Below are 21944 nucleotides of genomic sequence, written 5' to 3' on the forward strand. Positions count from 1 at the left end.
TCTTACACCTTTTTAATAAAAACTGTGTGACATTTACTACAGGTTACTTCGATTTTGCCGCGGCCTCTAGGGGCTCTAAGCTTTTGCTTACAGCTAGGACATTTGAAAATCTTGTAAATCTTCTGCTGCCTAAATTTATACTTAGTATCTGTAATAAAATTTCTAAAATTGTATGTAAATCCGGAAAGCTTACTTCTGATACCGGCTGTCCTTTCCATGTATTTCTGGTTTTCGTAATAACGCTTTTGATAATTCTTCGAAAGCATTCTCCAAACAGAGTAGCCGACACATCCCATAGCAAGCAGATATATAATTAATGAATGAGTAATCATGGTGAGAATCATCAGTAGAAGGCCTGCTCTTGCAAAAGCTCTACCTAAATTATCTACTCCTGCACGGCCACTGAAAAATTTTGCCATACGATATCTGAAATCGTTCATAGGCACCTCCTAGAGTGTTTCGGAAAATCTATTTGCACTTTAACTTTAAAATATACATGCGTCAACAGTTTGAGGAGTTATTTAATAAATGTTTTAGATTTGATTAATAATACTTGAAAAAAGATGGTAGTTAGGGTAAACTAACTATAGTTTAAGTGGTTGCACTATAGTCAGAAGTGTGATAGTCTAGTTAGGTGAGTTGCGTACAATTGATTAATTTCAACTCATCATTAGGAGGAGTACAATTTGAGAACATTTGTTAATGAATCTGCAGAAAACTATTTAGAGACAATACTTATTCTTAGTAAGAAGCTACCAGTTGTTCGTTCTGTAGATGTTGCCAACGAATTAAATTTTAAAAAATCTTCAGTTAGTATTGCAATGAAGAATCTTCGTGAGAAGAATCAAATTACAGTTACTGATGCTGGATATATATATCTTACTGATGAGGGCAAGGAAATCGCAGAGATGATTCTTGAACGTCATGAGTTCTTCACTGAAGTTCTTGTGAAGCTTGGTGTTGATGAGGAGATTGCTTCAGAGGATGCATGCAGAATTGAGCATGTCATCAGCAAGGAAAGCTTTAAGGCTATCAAAGAATATGCTGATAGCAAAATTCTAAACAAATAGTTAGGCCTACAACTCCAGCCCATTTATAGGGCTGGGTTTTTCATTAATGAAAGAGGATAGATATAGCAATGGATGTAATGGGAAGTGAACAAAGGGAAATAATCATACAGCAGCTCAGAGATTCAGGCTGTAGGATTACCAAACAGCGCCTCACCATTTTGGATATCATTCTTAACGGTGATCCATCATGTGTTAAGGAAATATATCGAGAGGCTGTTAAAATAGATAAAAATATAGGTAGCGCCACGGTATATAGAATGGTTAACACTTTGGAGGAAATAGGTGTTATTAATCGCAAGAACATGTATCAGGTGGATTGCAGCAACTGTGCTAAATTATGTGCTGATGCTGATTGCGAGGAGGGATGCCCGGGAGGAAGCTGCGTTGCTTGCGAAACAAATGTTGTCGTTACTCTGGATGATGATACGAAGCTTGTCATCGGAAGAGCAGAGCTTCAAAAGCTCTTGGAGGCTGGCTTGCACGCTACAGGAAAAGTGGACAAGTCGCACAAGATATCTAGACTTGCATATTAAAAAGGTGTATTATTAAAGGGCTGTCGGTGGGTACTGGCAGCCCTATGTTTTATATTAGAAGAGGAGATATACAATGACTCAGTCACGTACACACAACTGTAATGAGCTTCGTCTTTCAGATGCTGGCAAGCAGGTTACTTTAGTTGGTTGGTTCGAAAACATTAGAAAGGTGTCTAAGAATCTTGGATTCGTCATCCTTCGTGATTTCTATGGCACTACACAGATAGTTATTGAGACAGAGGAGATGATGTCTGTTATCGATTCTGTTAATAAGGAGTCTACAATCTCTGTCACTGGTGAGGTTCGTGAACGTTCTTCTAAGAACGCAGAGCTTCCAACTGGTGAGATTGAAGTTGTTCCTACATCAATTGAGGTTCTTGGAAAGTGTACTCACAACGAGCTTCCATTCGAGATTAATCGTTCAAAGGAAGCAGATGAGAACACTCGTCTTAAATATCGTTATCTTGATCTTCGTAATCCAGACGTTAAGAGCAAGATTATCCTTCGTAGCAAAATCGTAGCAGAGCTTCGTGCTTCTATGATTGCTCACGATTTCATGGAGATTACAACTCCAATCCTTACATGCTCATCACCTGAGGGCGCACGTGATTACCTTGTACCAGCACGTAATCACCCTGGTAAGTTCTATGCACTTCCACAGGCTCCACAGCAGTTTAAGCAGATTCTTATGGCATCTGGTTTCGATAGATATTTCCAGATTGCTCCATGTTTCCGTGATGAGGATGCCAGAGCAGACCGTTCTCCAGGGGAGTTTTATCAGCTTGATATGGAGATGGCATTTGCTTCTCAGGAAGATATCTTCGCAGTAGTCGAGGATGTACTTCCACCAATCTTTGCAAAATACGGTGTTTACAATACAGCTTCTACAGCTCCATTCGTACGCATCCCATACCTTGAGTCTATGGATAAGTACGGAAGTGATAAGCCAGATCTTCGTATCGACCTTGTTCTTCAGGATGCTACAGATGTTATGGCTGATTGCGGTTTTGGTCCATTCGAGGGCAATGTTGTTAAGGCTATCGTTGTTGATAATCTTACAGCTACACGTAAGCAGATCGATGCTATGATCGCTGAGGTAGAAGTTGCCACAGCACAGAAGACATACTGGTTCAAGCTCGATGAGAACGGCGAAATCGTTGGTGGTATCGCTAAGTTCCTTCAGGAGAGAAAGCAGGCAGTTATCGATGCACTTTCACTTAAGCCAGGTGATTTCGTTGGTCTTGCAGCAGGTCCACTTCTTGTTGCTCAGAAGACTGCTGGCGTATTTAGAAAGCTTCTTGGTGCAGCTGCAGAAGGCCACATGAAGAAGGATACATACGAGTTCTGCTGGATCGTTGATTTCCCAATGTACGAAATCGGCGAAGAGTCAGGCGAGCTTGAGTTCTGCCACAACCCATTCTCTATGCCACAGGGCGGTATGGATGCACTTAAGAATCAGGAGCCACTTGATATCCTTGCATACCAGTACGACTTAGTATGTAACGGTGTTGAGCTTTCATCTGGTGCTATCAGAAACCACGATCCTGAAATCATGATTGAGGCATTTAAGCTTGTCGGTCTTGGTGAGGATGATGTTAAGGCTAAGTTCCCAGCTATGTACAATGCATTCACATATGGTGCACCACCACACGGTGGTATCGCTCCTGGTGTAGACCGTATGATTATGCTTATCGCTGGTGAGGAATCAATCCGCGAGATTATTCCATTCCCAATGAATAAGAACGCACAGGATATTATGATGGATGCTCCTGCTACTGTAGATCAGAAGCAGCTTGACGATGTTCACATCGCTATCGTAATGCCAAAAGAAGATTAATAGGGATTTTTAATGTTATGGGAGTATTAGGGGGAAATAAAAAGTTTAAAAGCAACAGTGCGCTTGCCATTGCGGCAGGTTGCGCTGTTGCTTTTATGTTTATTGCTACAATTATCAGCATTGTTTTGTACAAGCAACGTATGGAAGAAGCCGTAGGTCTTATGGCTGAGGCAAAGTACAATCAATACGATTCTTATGTTGTCATGATATCTTCAGATGACAATTCTGATTTTTGGCAGCAGGTGTATAGTTCTGCAAAAGAAGCTTTTGCTGACAAAAATATCTATTTAGATATGATTTCCAATAGCGTGGATGAAAGCTTTGAGAAATCAGATCTTATCGAAATGGCTATCGAGGCAGAATGCGATGCTATTTTGGTGGAAGGCGATGATAGTCCTGAAACTGAAGCAGCCCTTTCGGATGCGAGAAAAAAAGGCATTGATGTATTTGCAATAGGCAATGATGTGGTTAGTGAATATAGAGTTAGTTACATAGGTACTAATAGCTATTCCATAGCTAGTTTATATGCCAATTCACTTGTAAATAGTATGAGTAGACAAAAAAAGGTAATGGTGCTGGGCGGTACATCTGGAAGCGAGGCTTCAGCCTATGGATTTGTCAATAATTTGCAGACATCTTTAGGCGATGTAGAGCTTCCAAATGGCCCATTAACTTTCGATGTAAGAACAGTGGATAGCACTAATCCATATGCTACAGAAGAATATGTTCAAAAGCTGTTTAAGGAAAATGATTTGGCGCCAGTTGTCATTTGCCTTGATGAAGATTCAACTGCATCCTTCTATCAAGCTATGATTGATTACAATAAAGTTGGTTCAATTTTGCTTTTTGGAAGTAACAAATCATCTACCATTTTAACAGGGATTAAGCAAGGAGTTATTGCGAGCACTGTCTTTGTTGATGCTGCTAGCATTGGTGAAGCTGCAGCAAATGCCTATATTGAATATCGCGATACTGGATATGTATCAGATTACATCAGCGTTGATGCAAAGATAATAGATGGCGAGAATATAGGTGATGAGCTTCAGGAGGTGGAGAATGAGTAGAGAGAGACTTAGATCCATTCCTCTGAGAAAAAAGATGATTATGGCATTTTGTTTGCCAACAATTCTTTTGTTTTTGGTTAATATGATGCTTTATTTCGGAACAGCTCAGGTACTAGAATCATTAAACGCAGTTTATGCAAGTAACAATTCACTTAATCAGCTTAGCGGTGGACTCGATAGTTTGCAGAGCGCTACAGAGGGCTATCTTAATACCAAAACCAGTGATGCGTTAGAGCAATACTACATTTGTGCTCAGAACTATAGCGATTTGTTGGCATCAATAGAAGATAACAAAGATGACAACGAGAATCGTGTAATGGAACGCAATATAAAGCGTATGTCAGAAAACTATCTAGAGCTTACCAATCAGGCAGTGGAGAGTAAGCGTGGTGGTAATGTTGAAAAGTATAAGAGCATTTATGAGGAGGTTGCTAGAACCTATCGTTATATAGACGCTACTATTACAAGCCTAAACAACAAGCAATTTATAAGCAATTCCAGGTCATACGGATCTATGATGTCGGCTTTGCAGACAATAGAGCAATTAAATATAGTTACTCTCATTATTATCGGTCTTGCCAACTTGTCCTTCGTTGTACTTATTGCATCAACAATCGCTAAGCCTTTGGTAGAGCTTGCTTCTACAGCTAACAGTGTTTCAAAGGGAGACTTTGATGTTACATTGCCTCAAGTTAGAAGTAACGACGAGGTAGGTGTAGTTACGATGGCATTCAATAAGATGGTGTTATCAATCAAGGACTATATCAAACGTCTTACCGAATCCATGGAGGCTACCAGAAAGCTCAGAGAAAATGAGCTTATAATGGAAAATCATATTAAGGATGCTGAGCTTAGATATCTTCAATCTCAGATTAATCCCCATTTCCTATTCAACACCTTAAACGCAGGTGCCCAGCTTGCGATGATGGAGGGGGCAGACCGTACCAGCAATTATATTCAAAAGGTGGCAGATTTCTTTAGGTACAACATAAAAAAGAACAAGGATGTTGTTACTTTGAAAGAAGAAATTGAATTAGTAGATATTTACATTTATATTTTAAATGTAAGGTTTGCCGGAGAAATACAGTTTACAAAAGAGATAGATACAGAACTTTTATCAGTGCAGATACCTAGCATGATTTTGCAGCCAATTGTAGAAAACAGTATTAATTATGGTCTTAGAAATATAGATTGGACCAAGAAAATTAAGCTATCTGTATATGAGCTGGGAGATTATATCTGTGTTAGCATAAAGGATAACGGCGTGGGAATGAGCCAAGATAAGATAGAAAAGCTTCTTAGCGGAGAGTATCAAAGTGATCCGAAAAAAGCTTCATCTAATGGAGTTGGCTTGAATAACTGTATTGAGAGATTGAATATTTTCTATGAGCGAGATGAAGTGTTAGATATCATTTCTGACGGAGAAAATAAAGGTACGGAGACAATTCTGTATCTGCCAAAAGGGGTATAATAATGTACAAGATAATGCTAGCTGATGACGAGGGAATCGTTATCGACTCACTTAAATTTATAATAGAAAAAGAATTTGGAAGCCAATGCGACATCAGAACTGCAAAGACTGGCAGGCAGGTGATTGAGCTTGCGGAAGAATTTCAGCCAGACATAGCTTTTATGGATATTCAAATGCCTGGTATTAATGGTATTGAAGCTATGCGAGAAATCAGGCGTACAAATAATCATGTAGTATTTATTGTGATGACAGCTTACGACAAATTTGATTACGCAAAGGAAGCTATTTCACTTGGGGTACTTGATTATCTGAACAAGCCGGTCAGCAAAGATGCTATTCTAGAAGTATTGAAAAAGGCAATGGGACAGATTGATGGAGAGCGAAAAAAGCGAAGCAATGATTTACAGGTTCGTGAAAAGCTTGAAACAGTGGTTCCGATTATTGAAAATGGACTTATCCAGGATCTGCTTTTTAAAGAGTACTTTAAGGAAGATATTGATAATTACAAGACTTTACTTAGCATTGATTCAGAATATGGCTACATGGCATGCATGGTTTTTGGTAGGGAGCTTGTGGGTAATTACATGACAAGTGCAGTTGCTGTTTCTATTCAGGCCCAGAAAGCCTATCGTGAAATTCATACGATTACAGAGGACTACATAAAGGGAATAATGGGGGCTGTAATGTCTAACAAGATTCCTATATTAATTCCTACAGATAGTCCAACTCTTTCCTATAATGAAAGAAATCAGGTGGTAGAAAATGCCAGAGCCTTATGTCGAAAGCTTTCTGATAGATTTGACATGGATTTTAGAATAGGCTTCGGTTCGGTAAAGCCTTTGGATAGGATGGCGGAATCCTACGAGGAAGGTAATTCAGTGTTGATTGCAACCACAAGCCATGTTGCTCATGTGGATGATATGCCAGTTACCTGTCAGTACGAGGAAAACTATCCTATGGACTTGGAAAAGAGGCTATTTGATGAGATTGGGCTTGGCAATGTAAACGAGTGTGTGGCTCTATCCCAGACATTCTTTGAATGGATGGAGGAGAATTATGCAAGCGATTGTGATAGTATAAGATTAAAGTGTTTGGAGTTCGTTTTGTGGGCAGAGCATCTTGCTTATGAAAAGACTGCAAGAATGTATGAATTCCAAAGCAGGTCTAATTATCTTTCGGATTTGTTAAACCTGTCGGGATTGCCGGAAATGAAGCATTGGTTTATAGATAAAATCAAGAATGCAGCATTTTGGGTATCAAACAAGCAGGTAGAGCAATCCATGAGTGCGGTTAATAAAGCAAAGCTTTATATAGATCAGAATTATATGAAGGAGCTTACCCTTGATGATGTTTCGAGGGTAGTTAATATCAGTTCCTACTATTTTTCGAAGTTATTTAAAGAGGAAACAGGGGAGAATTTCATAGACTATTTGACGAAGCTTAGGATTGATGCGGCCAAGACTTTGCTGAAAACTACATCAAAGTCTATGAAAGAAATTTCATCAGAGGTGGGGTATTCAGACCCAAATTATTTTTCTAGAAACTTTAAAAAATATACTGGAAAAACACCTACAGACTACGCTAAAGGCTAGTTTTTAAGGAGGAGAATAATGAGGAGTAAATTAATAAGGGTGCTTGGGATTACCACAGCCTTATGTTTTGTACTGACAGGTTGTAGCAATGTGCCAGTGGTAGGAAAGGCAGAGGCGCAGCAGGAGGACGATAGCATCGAAATAGGAATATGTTTCGATTCATTTGTCATCGAGAGATGGGAGCGAGATAGAGATGTATTTGTTGATACTGCATCTAGCTTGGGCGCTACTGTAAATGTTCAAAATGCTAATGGAGATGTGGAAAAGCAGAAGGAGCAGATAGACTATCTTGTGGATAAAGGTGTAGATTGCCTGGTGATTAATCCAGTAGATGGTGGGGCTCTTGCTGATTCAGTTGCAAGGGCAAAAGAAAATGGAATACCAATTGTTTGCTATGATAGATTAATTCCAAATGCGGGAACGGATTTATATATATCATTTGATAATAATATGGTAGGCCAATTGATGGGAGAAGCTATTGCCTCCCAAGATGTGAAAAATGTTGTAATGATTTGTGGCCCACTTACTGATAGCAATGTACCAATGGTTAATTCTGGTTTCTTAAAAGAAATGGAAAGCAATGACATCAGAATCCTAGATACGTATTATTGTGAGGGTTGGAAGGCGGAGCTTGGAGCAGCCTATGTATACGATAATATGGACACCATCAAGAAAGCGGATGCTATAATGTGTGGAAATGATGATGTTGCTACTGCAGTAATTAGAGCACTTGCAGTAAGTCAGCTTGCAGGGGTGAAGCCTGTAGTTGGACAGGATGCAGATTTACCTGCTTGCCAGCACATTGTAGAAGGCACTCAGCTTATGACAGTCTATAAGCCAGTTGGAAAGCTTGCCGAACAGGCTGCACAATTATCTTATGTACTTGCAAGTGGAGGAGATATCAATATAGATTCATCTATTCATGATGGCAGCTATCAGATTCCATATGTGGCAGTAGAGCCAATTGCTGTTACTAAGGACAATATGAATGAAGTTGTTGTAGAGGGCGGCTTCCATGCACATGAAGATGTATATATGAATGTTGAATAGTAAAAAATTGTTGTTGATTAATAGGACTAGCACAAAAAAGTGCTAGTCCATTTTTTATGTGCTAAAAAAGTATGGCAAAAATGTGAAGAAAGTGACAACCATTTTAAGAAGCCTAAATGATAAAGTATCTATAGTAACAAACATACCTAAACGAAAGGGAGGTTTTTAAAGAATGAAGAGAAAGTTATTAAGTGTACTTTTGACAGGTGCTTTAGCAGCTTCAATGTTTGTAGGCTGTGGAACAAGCACAGAGACAACAGACACAGGTGCTGCAGGTGGGGACGCAGCTACAACAACAGAAGGCGGCTCAACAGCGGGAGGCGGCACAAAGGTTGGTGTTGCAATGCCTACAAAGGATCTCCAGAGATGGAATCAGGATGGTGCTAACATGCAGTCAGAGCTTGAGGCAGCTGGTTATGAAGTAGATTTACAGTATGCTTCAAACGACGTACAGACACAGGTTTCTCAGATTGAGAACATGATCAACTCAGGTTGTGACGTTCTTGTAGTTGCAGCTATCGAAGCTTCTTCACTTGGTGAGGCAATGGATATGGCTGCAGAAGCTAATATTCCAGTTATCGCTTATGACCGTTTGATTATGAACACAGATGCTGTTTCATACTACGCAACATTCGATAACTACAAAGTTGGTACAGTTCAGGGTGAGTACATTGAGAAAGAGCTTGACTTAAAGAATGCTAAGGCAGACGGCAAGAAGTACACAATGGAAATCACAGCTGGTGACCCAGGTGATAACAATGCTGGTTTCTTCTATCAGGGTGCTATCGATGTACTTCAGCCATACATGGATGACGGCGTAATCGAAGTTAAGTCTGGTCAGACAGAGTTCTCAGAAGTTGCTACAGCACAGTGGGCAACAGAAACAGCTCAGTCACGTATGGAGAATATCCTTTCTTCTTACTACGCTGATGGAACAAACCTTGATATCTGCCTCTGCTCAAATGATTCTACAGCACTTGGTGTTGAGAACGCACTTGCAGCAAACTACAAGGGTGACTATCCAATCGTAACAGGTCAGGACTGTGATATTGAGAATACAAAGAACATGATCGCTGGAAAGCAGTCTATGTCAGTATTCAAGGACACACGTACACTTGCATCTCAGGTTGTTAAGATGGTAGGTCAGATTCTTAATGGCGAAGAAGTAGATGTAAACGATACAGAGACATATGACAATGGTAACAAGGTTGTAGAATCTTACCTTTGCGATCCTGTATTTGCAGATGCTAATAACTACAAAGAGTTACTTATCGATTCTGGATACTACACAGAAGATCAGTTAAAGTAAATTGGCATTTCTATGGGGCGAGCAATGCTCGCCCTATTTTTAAGAAGAGAATAGTTTGATAAGAATAAAGTTATGTTAAGGAGGGAGACATAAGTGGGAAATATATTACTTGAGATGAAAAACATCACTAAAGAGTTCCCAGGTGTTAAGGCCCTTGATAATGTTAATCTCAAAGTAGAGCAAGGTGAGATTCATGCCTTAGTAGGGGAGAATGGAGCTGGAAAATCTACATTGATGAACGTATTAAGTGGTATTTATCCATTTGGATCTTACACAGGAGACATTGTATATAATGGTGAGGTTTGTCAGTTCCAAAAGATTAAAGATTCCGAAGAAAAAGGTATCGTAATTATTCATCAGGAGTTGGCTCTTATACCTTACATGTCAATTGGTGAGAATATGTTCCTTGGCAATGAGCAGGGTAAGAAATCAGCAATTGATTGGGATAAAACTTATGCTGAGGCAGACAAATATCTTAAGATGGTTGGCTTATCAGAAAGCAGCCGCGTATTAATCAAAGATATTGGTGTTGGTAAGCAGCAGCTTGTAGAAATTGCAAAAGCATTAGCAAAGCATGCAAAGCTTCTTATTCTTGATGAGCCTACTTCATCTCTTAATGAGACAGATTCAAAGGCACTTCTGGATTTACTTCTCGAATTCAAAAAGCAGGGAATGACATCTATTATTATTTCCCACAAGCTTAATGAGGTCGCTTATGTAGCAGATCATATTACAGTAATCCGTGATGGTTCTACAATTGAGACACTGGATAAAAAGGTAGATGATTTTTCTGAAGACAGAATTATCAAGGGCATGGTTGGTCGTGCTTTGACAGACCGTTTCCCTAAGCGTCATGACGTAAAAATCGGTGACGTTGCGATGGAAGTAAAGGATTGGACAGTGTATCATCCTCAGTATGCAGAGCGCAAAGTAGTTGATGGAGTTTCAATGAACGTTCGCAAGGGCGAAGTTGTTGGTATCGCTGGGCTTATGGGAGCGGGCCGTACAGAGCTTGCAATGAGTATTTTTGGTAAGGCTTATGGTACAAACATCTCAGGACAGCTTTTCCTTAATGGCCAAGAGGTGCATCTAAAGAATATTAAGGATGCAATCAAGCATAAGATTGCATATGTTACAGAGGATAGAAAAGGTAATGGACTTGTTCTATCAAATCCAATTAAGATTAACACAACACTTGCAAACCTTTCTGAGCTTTGTACAAACCGTGTTATTGATCAGGATAAAGAGTATCAGGTTGCAGAGGAGTATAGAGAAAAGCTTAAAACAAAGTGCCCTTCTGTAGAGCAGAATGTTGGTAATCTTTCTGGTGGTAATCAGCAGAAGGTATTGCTTGCTAAATGGATGTTTGCTAATCCTGATGTGCTTATTCTTGATGAGCCAACTCGTGGTATTGATGTTGGTGCTAAATACGAGATTTACTGTATTATCAATGACCTTGTTGCAGAAGGTAAATCAGTAATTATGATTTCATCTGAACTTCCAGAGGTACTTGGTATGTCAGATCGTATATACGTTATGAATGAAGGCAAGATGGTTGGTGAAATGGCTGGTGCAGAAGCATCACAGGAAAGCATCATGTCTTGTATCTTGAAGTCATAGAAGGGAGAGAAAACATGGTTTCAAATAATATTGGAAACATACTAAAAAAATACACCATGGTAATCGCCCTGGTGGTTGTAATTGGAATTTTCTATGTTGGTACAAAGGGAACAATCCTTTTACCACAGAATATAAACAACCTACTTTCACAGAACGCATATGTTTTTGTGCTTGCAACTGGTATGTTGATGTGTATTTTGACTGGTGGTAACATCGATCTTTCAGTTGGTTCAGTAGTTTGTTTCGTCGGCGGTATTGGCGCCGTGCTCATGAGTAAGGGCATTAATGTTTGGGTTTCAGTTTTAGTAATGCTTTTAGCTGGTGTGTTGGTTGGCGCATGGCAGGCATTCTGGGTTGCATATATAAATGTTCCGCCATTCATTGCAACTCTTGCTGGTATGTATGCATTCCGTGGTCTTTCAAATGTCGTACTTGACGGATATGCAGTATCTATTTCAAATACAACATTCCTTAATGTATTTGGTGGTGGTGCAGATTGCTATATCCCAGATTTATTTGGTGGCGATAAATTAAACATTACCTGTTTAATAGCTGGTTTAGTTATTGTAGCAATCTATGTTATTACATCTTTTATGAATAGAATATCAGCTGCAAGAAAAGGATATTCAACAACTAGTGCAGCAAGCTTCTATGCAAAGCTAATTATCATTTCACTCGTTGTTTTATTCCTGTTCTATAAGCTTGCAGGATACAAGGGTATTCCAACATCACTTATCTGGATTTTTGTAATAGTCCTTGCTTATCATTACTTTACAACAAAGACTACAATGGGACGTTACCTATATGCAGTCGGAGGCAACGAGAAGGCTACACAGCTTTCAGGTATCAATACAAAGAAGGTTTACTTCTTCGCATATACGAATATGGGATTCTTAACAGCTATTGCAGGTATCCTTACAGTAGCTCGTGCAGCATCAGCTCAGCCTACTTATGGACAGTTCTACGAAATGGATGCAATCGGTGCTTGCTTCATTGGTGGTGCCAGTGCATACGGCGGAACAGGATCTGTATTTGGAGCAATCATTGGTGCTCTTTTGATGGGTGTTATCAACCAGGGTATGTCTATTATGGGTGTTGATGCCAACTATCAGAAGGTTGTAAAAGGCCTTGTACTTCTCGCAGCGGTTATCTTTGACGTATTGTCTAAGAGAGAGAAGAAATAGGAAGGGAGGAGCGAAAAGTGAAAGACAGAATATTAAAGATAGTAAAAGAAAACACAATGCTCATTGTACTGGTCCTAGTTGTTCTCTTCTTCAATTTTAAAACTAATGGAACTATGTTGCTTCCTAGTCAGTTCAATGCGCTAATAACTCAAAATGCTTACGTTTATGTACTTGCAACTGGTATGCTTATGTGTATGCTTACCGGTGGTAACATCGATTTGTCCTGCGGCTCATTTGTTTGCTTTGTAGGTGTTATCGGTGCAAAGGTTATGGTTACAAAGGGAATGTCAACACCTGTTGGAATTCTCATCATGCTTCTCATTGGTATTGTTTATGGATGTGTGCTTGGTTATGTTATTGCATACCTTAACATTCCACCATGGATTGCAACCCTTGCCGGCTTCCTTGCACTTCGTGGATGGGGCGTAGCTTTAATGCACGGTGCATCAAATATCAGCCCACTTCCACCAGCATTCTGCAGCCTTTTCTCTGGCAAGATGAATGATCTCTTGGGAGGTCCAAGAATCGGCGGTGTTCAGTACAATATGACAAGTATTGTCATTGGACTTATTGCTTCAATTATTGTAGTTGTACTTCTTTTCAGAACTCGTGCAACAAAGATTAAGAAGGGATATGTTGCTGACTCACTTGTAACTGTAATTGTTAAGTGTGTTCTTATCGATTTCGTAATCATGCTCTTTGCTTATAAGTTCTCACTTGCAGGCGGTGTTCCATATTCACTTATTTGGGTAGCAGTAATCGTTCTTATCTACAGCTTTATTACATCTAAGACAGATGTAGGACGTTACTTCTATACAATCGGTGGTAACGCTGAGGCTACTAGACTTTCAGGTATTGATACAAAGAGAATCATGTTTATTGCATACTTAAACATGGCTATTCTTACTGTAATATCAGCATTCCTTACAATGGCTCGTTTCCAGGCTGCAAACTCTACAGCTGGTACAAACTATGAAATGGATGCCATTTCAGCTTGTGTAGTTGGTGGCGTTAGTGCATATGGTGGTTCTGGTTCAGTATTTGGCATGATTGTAGGTGCTACTCTTATCGGTGTAATCAACCTTGGTATGTCACTTATGGGAATTGATGCTAACTGGCAGAAAGTTGTTAAGGGTGTTGTACTTCTTGGAGCAGTAGTATTTGAAATTCTTAACAATAGAAAAAATGCAATAAGATAAGATTGAGATTTATTCTTTTCATTTTATTCTCTTAATTATAAGCCCGCGGATTCAAACCGCGGGCTTTCGGTTTTTATTGAAGAATGTTACTATAATTGATATGGAATATATAAAAGGATTTATTCAAAGAAAAATGGTTATATTACTTGCAGCGATTGTATTAGTATTTTTTGTTTTATTTAATGCTGGATTTTTTGGCGGAAAGGATGAGCGTATTAGAATCACCTGTGTTGGGGACAGCTTGACTTATGGAAGTGGTGTTCTGAAGACCAGGGAGCTTGATAGCTATCCTGCACAGCTTCAATCAAAGCTAGGAACATCACACGTGGTATCTAATTTTGGATTGAGGAATGCCACAGCAGCCACATCAGGAGATTTACCATATATTGATTCTGAGGAATATAAAAAATCTCTAGAATCTAACCCAGATATTGTGATTCTCATGCTTGGTACTAATGATACAAAGACTTACAACTGGAACGCGGCTGATTATAAGGAAGGTCTTAAGACATTAGTTGAATCTTATCAGCAGTTGGAGTCTAAACCTACGGTTTATCTTATGCGTAGTCCCTATTGCTATGCTAAAAATGGTGGTGAAATAGCAGAGTACGAAGTGCAGCCTAGTATAGTTTCAGGCCAGCTAGGCGAGATTATTGACACAGTGGCATCTGAAACTGGAGTAGAAGTTATTGATTTGTATACGCCAACTGTTGGTAAAGAAGATTTGTACACTGATGGAATTCACTTTAAGGCAGAGGGATACAAGATAATTGCCAATGAAGTTTATAATGTGGTGAAATAGTTTGAGCCGCATATAGAAAAAATACAAACTACATACTATTGTAGCTGTTGGCTACAATAGTATGTAGTTTTTTTGCTATTTTTAGGTGCTTAAGGTAGTGAACTACATATATTCTTTGGGCTAATAGAAAAAATATGTAGAAAATACATGGTGTGGCAGAATCCATGCATGGACTGGGGGTGAAAACTACATATTATCGATGGCCAAATGCTAATAGTATGTAGAATTGCATTGCGCACAACTCATCTGGCGCCAAAAACTACCTATTATTGGTGGTTATAGTGGAAATGTATGTAGTATAAGGAAATATGGTATTGATTTTCAGATAATATGGTGGTAAATTGGAAAAAGGTTATATATTATTAACTAATTTATATTTGGAGGAGAAATATAATGAAAAACAAAAAGGTATTAGCACTAATTCTAGCAATTGCAATGGCAGGAGCTGTTGGCACCCCTGCACTAAAAGCTGAGGCTGCAGGTTTGTCCCAGGCGGCAGATCCAAATGCTGTGGTTTATGGCAAATTATCAAAGTCTGAAATTGCGGTGCTTAAGGGGCTGTTTGATTACGACTATTATAAGTCTGAGAATCCGGAGGTTGTTGCTAGAATAGGGGATAGCTACGATAAGTTGTTTGAGCATTTTTATAAGTGTGGCATTTTTGAGGGACGTACATGTAACGCAAATTTTGACCCGGCAGCCTATGCTAGTGCATATCCAGATTTGAAGGAAAAATTCCAAAAAAATATCATTGATTATTATGTGCATTACGCAGCATTTGCTGATACAGGAGAGAGACCTCTCACAACAATTGCTGCCTGTGCAAAAGCGGGAATCACTGTAGAGACACTTGCTGGTGAAACAGTAAAGATTTCTCCTCAGGTTTATAAGCTTGCAACTGCAATGAGAACAAATGATTATATTGTAGTTGCAAAAGCTGCAAATAGTGTTTCTGGTGGTAGTTCATCAAGTGATTCTTCATCTAGTTCGTCATCAGATTCTTCATCTAGTGCAGTTGTTAAAACAGATGGTGTGACATTTTTATTAGTAGCAGGAGATGCCAGTGCATATGCTGATGCTAAGGGATTGACACCAATACGATCTGAAATTTATGGTCATAGTGAACTTACATTATTTATTATCGAAGGCGATCAAGGATATGCGGCTTATGATAATAAAGATTGGACTGGCCATGATTTTTTCAATGGCAAGACTCCAGTTTATGAGACATCAGATTATATTGCAAAAGCTAATATGTCAACAGCTGATATTGTAGCTGTATATGAGAATAAAAGCTATCAAGGAGACAGTGAGATTTCAACAGGAAGCACAAATATTTCTGGATTAACAAATGCCCCTGCTTATTCTTTTACAGGCGAATTTCAGTATACAGCTGAAAAAGAATGTGGCACTTGTTTTGATGTTAATTGGTCAGGAGTTAAAGGTAGCGTAAGTGATTCTGAGGAAGAAGCTACAGATTTTAATTTATATAACGGTGCATACGAGCTGACAGGTTATTATACAAATGATAATGGTTCACAATCACACACATTTGCAAGTGATGAGGAGCGCGACGCTTGGATTGCCAGTAACTATGCTCCAGATGTTAGGCCAGATGTTTCAATGAATGCTGATTATATTACTGGTATTGATGTGGATGGTGCAGAAGCAACTAAATACAATGTCGGCATGGACATTAAAGAAAACAATGATGGTACAATAGATGTAACTGTTGGTGTTTATAATGATGAAAACAAATTTGGATCTGTATCAACAGTTACAGTAGATCCAGATGATAGCGAAGGCCAGCAATAGTATAATGCCTGACATAATGAAATAGTTTATCAATAAACCTGTTGACATAATGTGTCAGCAGGTTTATATTTAAATCAAACATATGAACGAATGCTCATATATAAAAACGATATATTTTTTAGGAGGAAATAAATATGAAGAAGACTTACAAGATTGAAGTAGATTGTGCTAACTGTGCAAACAAGATGGAGCAGGCTGCTAAGGAGACAGCAGGAGTTGCCGATGCCACTGTAAACTTCATGGCTCTCAAAATGAACGTAGAATTTGAAGAGGGTGCTGACGTAAAGGCTGTTATGGCAGAGGTTCTTAAGAATTGCAAGAAGGTAGAGGATGACTGCGAAATATTTTTATAAGAAGTATTAGGAGTAATTGGCATGAACAAAAAGCAAAAGAAGGTTTTAGTGAGGATAATTGCAGCAGCTGTAATGATGATAGTGTTGCTTTTATTGCCTCTTAAGGAAAAGAGTCCAATAAGATTCGTGCTGTTTTTGATTCCTTATTTTACTATAGGCTACGACATTTTAAAAAAGGCCTTTAAGGGAATCATGAATAGACAGGTGTTTGATGAAAACTTCCTTATGGCGGTAGCTACAGTGGGGGCTATGGCACTTGGTGAATACACTGAGGGTGTAGCAGTTATGCTGTTTTATCAGATTGGAGAACTGTTCCAGTCATACGCTGTAGGAAAAAGCAGAAGAAACATTTCAGCACTGATGGATATCAGGCCTGATTTTGCTAATGTAATGGTTGATGGAAAGCTTGAGCAGGTTGATCCAGATGAAATTGAAATAGGCAGCGAAATAGTAGTTCAGCCTGGAGAGAAGATACCAATCGATGGTGTAGTAGTTGATGGTAATTCTACTTTGGATACAGCTGCTCTCACAGGTGAAAGTGTTCCAAGAAGCGCAAAAGCAGGAGATGATGTAATTTCTGGCTGTATAAATATGACAGGCGTTTTGACAATTCGTACCACAAAAGAATTTGGTGAATCTACAGCTTCTAAGATATTGGATTTAGTAGAGAATGCTTCTTCAAAGAAGTCAAAACCGGAGAACTTTATTTCGAAATTTGCAAGAGTATACACTCCGGTTGTATGCTACTTGGCTGTGGCTCTTGCCATATTGCCGCCAGTAATCAGATTGATTATAGGAATGGACCCATTGTGGTCGCAGTGGGTGTATAGGGCCCTTACATTTCTCGTAATCAGTTGTCCTTGCGCTTTGGTTATCAGCATTCCACTTACATTTTTTGCAGGAATCGGTGGTGCAAGCAAAGAGGGTGTGTTAGTTAAGGGTTCAAATTATTTGGATGCACTTTCTAAAGCAAAGATTGCAGTGATGGATAAAACAGGCACATTGACAGAGGGTGTATTTAAAGTAACAAAGGTGGTGTCAAATGATATTGCTGAGGATGAGTTTCTTAGTTTAACTGCCATGGCTGAGGTATATTCAAATCATCCAATTTCCAAGAGCCTTAAGGAAGCCTATGGCAAGCCAATCGATTCCAGCAGGGTATCAGATGTTCAGGAAATATCAGGACAAGGAATAAAGGCAACTGTTTCAGGCAAGCTAATTCATGTTGGAAACGAAAAGCTTATGGAGTCCATTGGCGTGAAAGCAAGTGAAATAATAGCGCCAGGCACAATTATCCATGTAGCGATTGAAGGATTGTATGCAGGATATATTTTGATATCTGACGAAATCAAAGCTTCATCAAAATCTGCTATTTCAGCAATGAAGCATTCAGGAATCAGAAGTACTGTAATGCTTACAGGCGATAGCAGGCAGGTGGCTGATATTGTAGCAAAAGACTTAGGGTTAGAGAAGGTATATTCAGAATTGTTACCTCAGGATAAGGTGACAATGGTAGAAGAATTATTAGCTGACAAAACTGCGAATGAACAATTGATTTTCGTGGGCGATGGAATCAATGATGCGCCGGTACTTTCACGAGCAGATATTGGAATCGCCATGGGAGCATTAGGGTCAGATGCGGCAATAGAAGCTGCGGATATTGTGTTAATGGATGATGATCCAAAGAAGATAGCTAAGGCTATAAATATTGCAAAAAAATGTATGAGAATCGTATATGAAAACATATACTTCGCAATAGGAATTAAGGTTGCATGTCTTATCCTTGGCGCCTTAGGCCTGGCAAATATGTGGGTTGCGATTTTTGCAGATGTAGGCGTAATGGTGATAGCTGTGCTTAATGCAATTAGAGCTTTACGAGTACATAACTTATAGGAGGATAGAATGGGAAAACATGCAGAATGCTGTGATGAGCAGTGTGTTCACACAGAGCTAGTAAATAAAGTATTAACTGAGCTCCCTGATGAGGAAGTCCTATATGATTTAGCTGAACTTTTCAAAGTATTTGGAGATAGTACAAGAGTGAGAATTCTATTTGCTCTTTTTGAATCAGAGCTATGCGTATGTGATCTTTCGGAAGCTCTTGATATGACTCAATCAGCCATATCGCATCAGCTTCAGATACTTCGTACGAACAAGCTTGTTAAAGGGCGTCGTGAAGGTAAGCAGATGTATTACAGTCTCGCCGATGAGCATGTAGTAACAATTATTGCTCAAGGATTAAATCATATATTAGAATAAAATTAGCCCAAGACTATTGAATTATGGTCTTGGGCTGTTTTACGATAAACAATACAAAAAAAGACATCACCAAGGTGATGTCTTTTAGCAGTTCCTAGCGGAATCGAACCGCTGTTTTCGCCGTGAGAGGGCGACGTCTTAACCGCTTGACCAAGGAACCATATTTGTTTCGCTGCCTCAGCAACGAAGATAATAATACAGTATAATTTTCTATAAGTCAACAACTTTTTTTATTTTTTTTTATATTGTTTTCATTCGCCATAACTATTACAAAAAAATCCTTTAAAAATCAGTATTTCGTTGCGTATTATAGGCAAAACAATTAAACTAGAAATATATTAATTTTTGAGGGATTGGGTTTAGCTTTCGGGCTGAATCTGAGAGCATGAAAGAATTTGAAGGGGGTATAAGTTATGGCTCAAACTAACATGCTGGCAATGATATTAGCCGGTGGAAGAGGCAGCAGATTGCATGAGTTGACTAATAAGGTCGCAAAGCCTGCGGTAGCTTACGGCGGTAAATATCGCATTATCGATTTCCCACTTAGCAATTGCGCTAACAGTGGTATCGATATAGTAGGAGTACTTACACAGTACGAATCTGTTTTACTTAACAGCTATGTAGCTGCAGGTGGCAGATGGGGACTAGACACAAAAGATAGTGGTGTCTTTGTCCTAACACCAAGAGAGAAGGCTGATTCTGGATTAGATGTATACAGAGGCACAGCCGACGCTATCTCACAGAACATCGATTTCATCGATGCATACGAACCAGAGTATTTACTTGTTTTATCTGGTGATCATATCTATAAAATGAATTACTCTAAGATGCTTGATTTCCACAAGCAAAATGGGGCAGATGCCACAATTGCAGTGCGTGGTGTTCCAATGAAAGAGGCTAGTCGCTTTGGTATCATGAATACTGATGACGAGCGTAGAATCATTGAGTTCGAAGAAAAGCCTGAAAAGCCAAAGAGTAATTTAGCATCTATGGGTATTTATATCTTTAATTGGAAGACAATGCGAAAGCTTCTTGTTGAGGATATGAAGAATCCTGATTCAAGTCATGATTTCGGAAATGACATTATTCCAAAGATGATTAATGCTGGCAAAAAGCTTTATGCATATGAATTCTCAGGCTACTGGAAGGATGTAGGAACTATCGATTCATTATGGGAAGCTAATATGGATCTTCTTGATAGTGACAATGAGTTAAATCTTGATGATACATCATGGAAGATTTATACAGAGGACATTGGAACAATTCCTCAGTATATTGCAGATTCAGCAAAGATTGATTGTGCATACATCAATCAGGGTGCTCATATCGGGGGTTCAGTTACAAAATCTGTAATTTTCGGTAATGTAAAGATCGCACCTAACGCCAAGGTAATCGATTCAGTGCTTATGCCTGGTTCAATCGTAGAAGAGGGTGCTACCGTTACTAGAGCGCTAGTTGCTCCAAATATCAGAATTGGCAAAAATGCGACAGTAGGCAATAAAAAGAGCGAGGAAATCCTTCTCGTGGCTAAGAACGTAAAGGGGGAGGATTAATATGGCAACTAAAGCATTTGGAATTATAAATTCTGCAGCAAACTATATAAGAGTTGAGGGCCTTCACGATTATAGACCAATCGGAGCCTTCTCATTTTTAGGAAGATTCCGCGTTATCGATTTTCCTATTTCAAATATGAGCAATAGTGGTTTAGATAGAATCCATGTGTATTTGAACTCTAGACCTCGCTCAATTGTTGAGCATATTGGCGATGGCCGTCACTATAATATCAACTCTAAGAGAGGTAACATACAGCTTCTCTTTACACAGAACAATGGCGCCAGCTCAATCTACAACACAGACATTAATTCATATCTTGAAAATCTTGAGCAGATCGAAAGAATGCCTCAGGATTATGTAGTAGTAGCACCTAGCTACATGGTATACAAGCAGGATTATCAGCAGCTTTTAAATGCACATGTAGAGTCTGGAGCTGATATCACTTTGCTATATCATAAGGTAGATCAGGCTAAAGAATATTACAGAGCATGCAATGTTGTGACTCTTAATAAGCAAAAGGGTGTTGAGTCACTTGAAAGAAACATGGGTACTGCTAAGGAAAAGAACATTAGCATGGATACCTATGTTATGTCTAAAGAAATCTTTATCGACCTGGTTAAAAAGGCTAAAAAAGAATCTTCAGCATATTCACTTGCAGATATGATTGCTATTGCTTGTGACACACTTGATGTTAGAGGATATCAGCACAAAGGATTTTTCGCAGCAATCACAAGCTTGGATGATTATTACAGAGCTAATATGGAGCTCTTAGAATATTCCACAGCAATGGATTTCTTCAAGACAGATTGGCCATTCTACACCAAGACAACAGATGCCTGCCCTACACAGTATTTCCATGGTGCATCAGTTACTCACTCAATGGTATGTAATGCAGGTCTCATCGAGGGAACTGTTGAAAATTCAATCATTGGACGTAATGTGCATATTGGTAAGGGCGCAGTTATTAAGAATTCAATTATTCTTTCTTATACAGATATAGGAGATGGCGCTCATATCGAAAATGCGGTAGTAGATAAATGGGTGAAGGTTAATAAAGTTAAGAGAATTATCTCTGAAAATCTTACCCCAGCCTATGTAAAGCGAAACGACGTATTATAAGATTATTAGTATCCCCCTGTTCATTCAGGGGGATATTTCTGTCTATACAGATAAATGGTTAGAGAAGACTTACTCGCCTTTTTTTTCAATGTATGATAAAATTGGAGCCGATG

Annotated in this window: 19 protein-coding genes and 1 tRNA gene; 18 read left to right on the forward strand and 2 right to left on the reverse strand. The window is 39.0% G+C overall.

Features of this window, described 5'->3' with window-relative positions; translation table 11 throughout:
* Positions 1-2 precede the first annotated feature (2 nt).
* Entirely contained in the window at positions 3-440 is a 438-nt protein-coding gene (locus T498_RS0110360) for a zf-TFIIB domain-containing protein (protein WP_036978375.1), read from the reverse strand.
* Positions 441-686: 246 nt separating this feature from the next.
* Here T498_RS0110360 and T498_RS0110365 point away from each other — a divergent pair, with 246 nt between their 5' ends.
* From T498_RS0110365 to T498_RS0110440, 16 genes are all read left to right on the forward strand, one after another.
* The gene (locus T498_RS0110365; RefSeq protein ID WP_028235847.1) at positions 687-1070 is read left to right on the forward strand and encodes a metal-dependent transcriptional regulator; all 384 of its coding nucleotides are present in this window, start codon (positions 687-689) and stop codon (positions 1068-1070) included.
* Positions 1071-1138: 68 nt separating this feature from the next.
* The gene (locus tag T498_RS0110370; protein WP_028235848.1) at positions 1139-1603 is read left to right on the forward strand and encodes a Fur family transcriptional regulator; all 465 of its coding nucleotides are present in this window, start codon (positions 1139-1141) and stop codon (positions 1601-1603) included.
* Between the two features lie 73 nt (positions 1604-1676).
* Entirely contained in the window at positions 1677-3440 is a 1764-nt protein-coding gene (aspS, locus tag T498_RS0110375; protein WP_028235849.1) for an aspartate--tRNA ligase, read from the forward strand.
* A gap of 17 nt (positions 3441-3457) precedes the next feature.
* Positions 3458-4504, forward strand: a complete 1047-nt coding sequence (locus T498_RS0110380) for a sugar ABC transporter substrate-binding protein (RefSeq protein ID WP_028235850.1) — start codon at positions 3458-3460, stop codon at positions 4502-4504.
* Positions 4497-5975 (forward strand): histidine kinase, encoded by a 1479-nt coding sequence (locus T498_RS0110385; RefSeq protein WP_028235851.1) that lies wholly within the window; start codon positions 4497-4499, stop codon positions 5973-5975. Before T498_RS0110380 ends, T498_RS0110385 begins: the two co-directional genes overlap by 8 nt.
* A 2-nt stretch (positions 5976-5977) precedes the next feature.
* Positions 5978-7567, forward strand: a complete 1590-nt coding sequence (locus tag T498_RS0110390) for a response regulator transcription factor (RefSeq protein WP_028235852.1) — start codon at positions 5978-5980, stop codon at positions 7565-7567.
* Positions 7568-7585: 18 nt separating this feature from the next.
* Entirely contained in the window at positions 7586-8617 is a 1032-nt protein-coding gene (locus tag T498_RS0110395) for a sugar ABC transporter substrate-binding protein (protein WP_028235853.1), read from the forward strand.
* A 172-nt stretch (positions 8618-8789) separates the two neighbouring features.
* Complete coding sequence (locus T498_RS0110400) at positions 8790-9926, forward strand: substrate-binding domain-containing protein (RefSeq protein WP_028235854.1); 1137 nt, start codon at positions 8790-8792, stop codon at positions 9924-9926.
* Positions 9927-10019: 93 nt separating this feature from the next.
* Entirely contained in the window at positions 10020-11546 is a 1527-nt protein-coding gene (mmsA, locus tag T498_RS0110405; RefSeq protein ID WP_155951057.1) for a multiple monosaccharide ABC transporter ATP-binding protein, read from the forward strand.
* Between the two features lie 14 nt (positions 11547-11560).
* A complete protein-coding gene (mmsB, locus tag T498_RS0110410) occupies positions 11561-12730 on the forward strand; it encodes a multiple monosaccharide ABC transporter permease (RefSeq protein WP_028235856.1) in 1170 nt (389 codons plus the stop codon).
* A 17-nt stretch (positions 12731-12747) separates the two neighbouring features.
* Positions 12748-13929 (forward strand): ABC transporter permease subunit, encoded by a 1182-nt coding sequence (locus T498_RS0110415; protein WP_036978377.1) that lies wholly within the window; start codon positions 12748-12750, stop codon positions 13927-13929.
* 133 nt (positions 13930-14062) lie between these two features.
* Complete coding sequence (locus tag T498_RS15575; RefSeq protein WP_207638276.1) at positions 14063-14731, forward strand: GDSL-type esterase/lipase family protein; 669 nt, start codon at positions 14063-14065, stop codon at positions 14729-14731.
* A 393-nt stretch (positions 14732-15124) separates the two neighbouring features.
* Positions 15125-16546: a hypothetical protein gene (locus T498_RS0110425; RefSeq protein ID WP_028235858.1), complete on the forward strand. Its 1422-nt coding sequence runs from the start codon at positions 15125-15127 to the stop codon at positions 16544-16546.
* 134 nt (positions 16547-16680) lie between these two features.
* Positions 16681-16899 (forward strand): cation transporter, encoded by a 219-nt coding sequence (locus T498_RS0110430; RefSeq protein WP_028235859.1) that lies wholly within the window; start codon positions 16681-16683, stop codon positions 16897-16899.
* Between the two features lie 21 nt (positions 16900-16920).
* Positions 16921-18792 carry a heavy metal translocating P-type ATPase gene (locus T498_RS0110435; protein ID WP_028235860.1) on the forward strand — a complete coding sequence of 624 codons (1872 nt, stop codon included), beginning with the start codon at positions 16921-16923 and terminating at the stop codon, positions 18790-18792.
* Between the two features lie 9 nt (positions 18793-18801).
* Positions 18802-19158, forward strand: a complete 357-nt coding sequence (locus T498_RS0110440; protein ID WP_028235861.1) for an ArsR/SmtB family transcription factor — start codon at positions 18802-18804, stop codon at positions 19156-19158.
* An 88-nt stretch (positions 19159-19246) separates the two neighbouring features.
* Here T498_RS0110440 and T498_RS0110445 read toward each other — a convergent pair.
* Positions 19247-19318: transfer RNA gene (locus T498_RS0110445), tRNA-Glu, on the reverse strand.
* A 253-nt stretch (positions 19319-19571) separates the two neighbouring features.
* Here T498_RS0110445 and T498_RS0110450 point away from each other — a divergent pair.
* Both T498_RS0110450 and glgD read left to right on the forward strand, forming a co-directional pair.
* Positions 19572-20711, forward strand: coding sequence for a glucose-1-phosphate adenylyltransferase (locus T498_RS0110450; RefSeq protein ID WP_028235862.1), 1140 nt, complete (start codon positions 19572-19574; stop codon positions 20709-20711).
* Position 20712: 1 nt separating this feature from the next.
* Positions 20713-21831, forward strand: a complete 1119-nt coding sequence (glgD, locus tag T498_RS0110455; RefSeq protein ID WP_028235863.1) for a glucose-1-phosphate adenylyltransferase subunit GlgD — start codon at positions 20713-20715, stop codon at positions 21829-21831.
* The last annotated feature ends 113 nt before the right edge of the window (positions 21832-21944 follow it).

The organism is Pseudobutyrivibrio sp. MD2005 (genome assembly GCF_000621865.1).
Lineage (GTDB): Bacteria > Bacillota > Clostridia > Lachnospirales > Lachnospiraceae > Pseudobutyrivibrio.

Bases quoted from the DNA above. Each gene is read 5' to 3' on its own strand.
- T498_RS0110390 (WP_028235852.1), top strand. From the start codon at position 5,978: ATGTACAAGATAATGCTAGCTGATGACGAGGGAATCGTTATCGACTCA.
- T498_RS0110400 (WP_028235854.1), top strand. From the start codon at position 8,790: ATGAAGAGAAAGTTATTAAGTGTACTTTTGACAGGTGCTTTAGCAGCT.
- T498_RS0110440 (WP_028235861.1), top strand. From the start codon at position 18,802: ATGGGAAAACATGCAGAATGCTGTGATGAGCAGTGTGTTCACACAGAG.
- T498_RS0110450 (WP_028235862.1), top strand. From the start codon at position 19,572: ATGGCTCAAACTAACATGCTGGCAATGATATTAGCCGGTGGAAGAGGC.
- glgD (WP_028235863.1), top strand. From the start codon at position 20,713: ATGGCAACTAAAGCATTTGGAATTATAAATTCTGCAGCAAACTATATA.
- T498_RS0110385 (WP_028235851.1), top strand. From the start codon at position 4,497: ATGAGTAGAGAGAGACTTAGATCCATTCCTCTGAGAAAAAAGATGATT.
- T498_RS15575 (WP_207638276.1), top strand. From the start codon at position 14,063: ATGGTTATATTACTTGCAGCGATTGTATTAGTATTTTTTGTTTTATTT.
- T498_RS0110430 (WP_028235859.1), top strand. From the start codon at position 16,681: ATGAAGAAGACTTACAAGATTGAAGTAGATTGTGCTAACTGTGCAAAC.
- T498_RS0110395 (WP_028235853.1), top strand. From the start codon at position 7,586: ATGAGGAGTAAATTAATAAGGGTGCTTGGGATTACCACAGCCTTATGT.
- T498_RS0110360 (WP_036978375.1), bottom strand. From the start codon at position 440: ATGAACGATTTCAGATATCGTATGGCAAAATTTTTCAGTGGCCGTGCA.
- T498_RS0110435 (WP_028235860.1), top strand. From the start codon at position 16,921: ATGAACAAAAAGCAAAAGAAGGTTTTAGTGAGGATAATTGCAGCAGCT.
- T498_RS0110380 (WP_028235850.1), top strand. From the start codon at position 3,458: ATGGGAGTATTAGGGGGAAATAAAAAGTTTAAAAGCAACAGTGCGCTT.
- mmsB (WP_028235856.1), top strand. From the start codon at position 11,561: ATGGTTTCAAATAATATTGGAAACATACTAAAAAAATACACCATGGTA.
- aspS (WP_028235849.1), top strand. From the start codon at position 1,677: ATGACTCAGTCACGTACACACAACTGTAATGAGCTTCGTCTTTCAGAT.
- T498_RS0110370 (WP_028235848.1), top strand. From the start codon at position 1,139: ATGGATGTAATGGGAAGTGAACAAAGGGAAATAATCATACAGCAGCTC.
- T498_RS0110425 (WP_028235858.1), top strand. From the start codon at position 15,125: ATGAAAAACAAAAAGGTATTAGCACTAATTCTAGCAATTGCAATGGCA.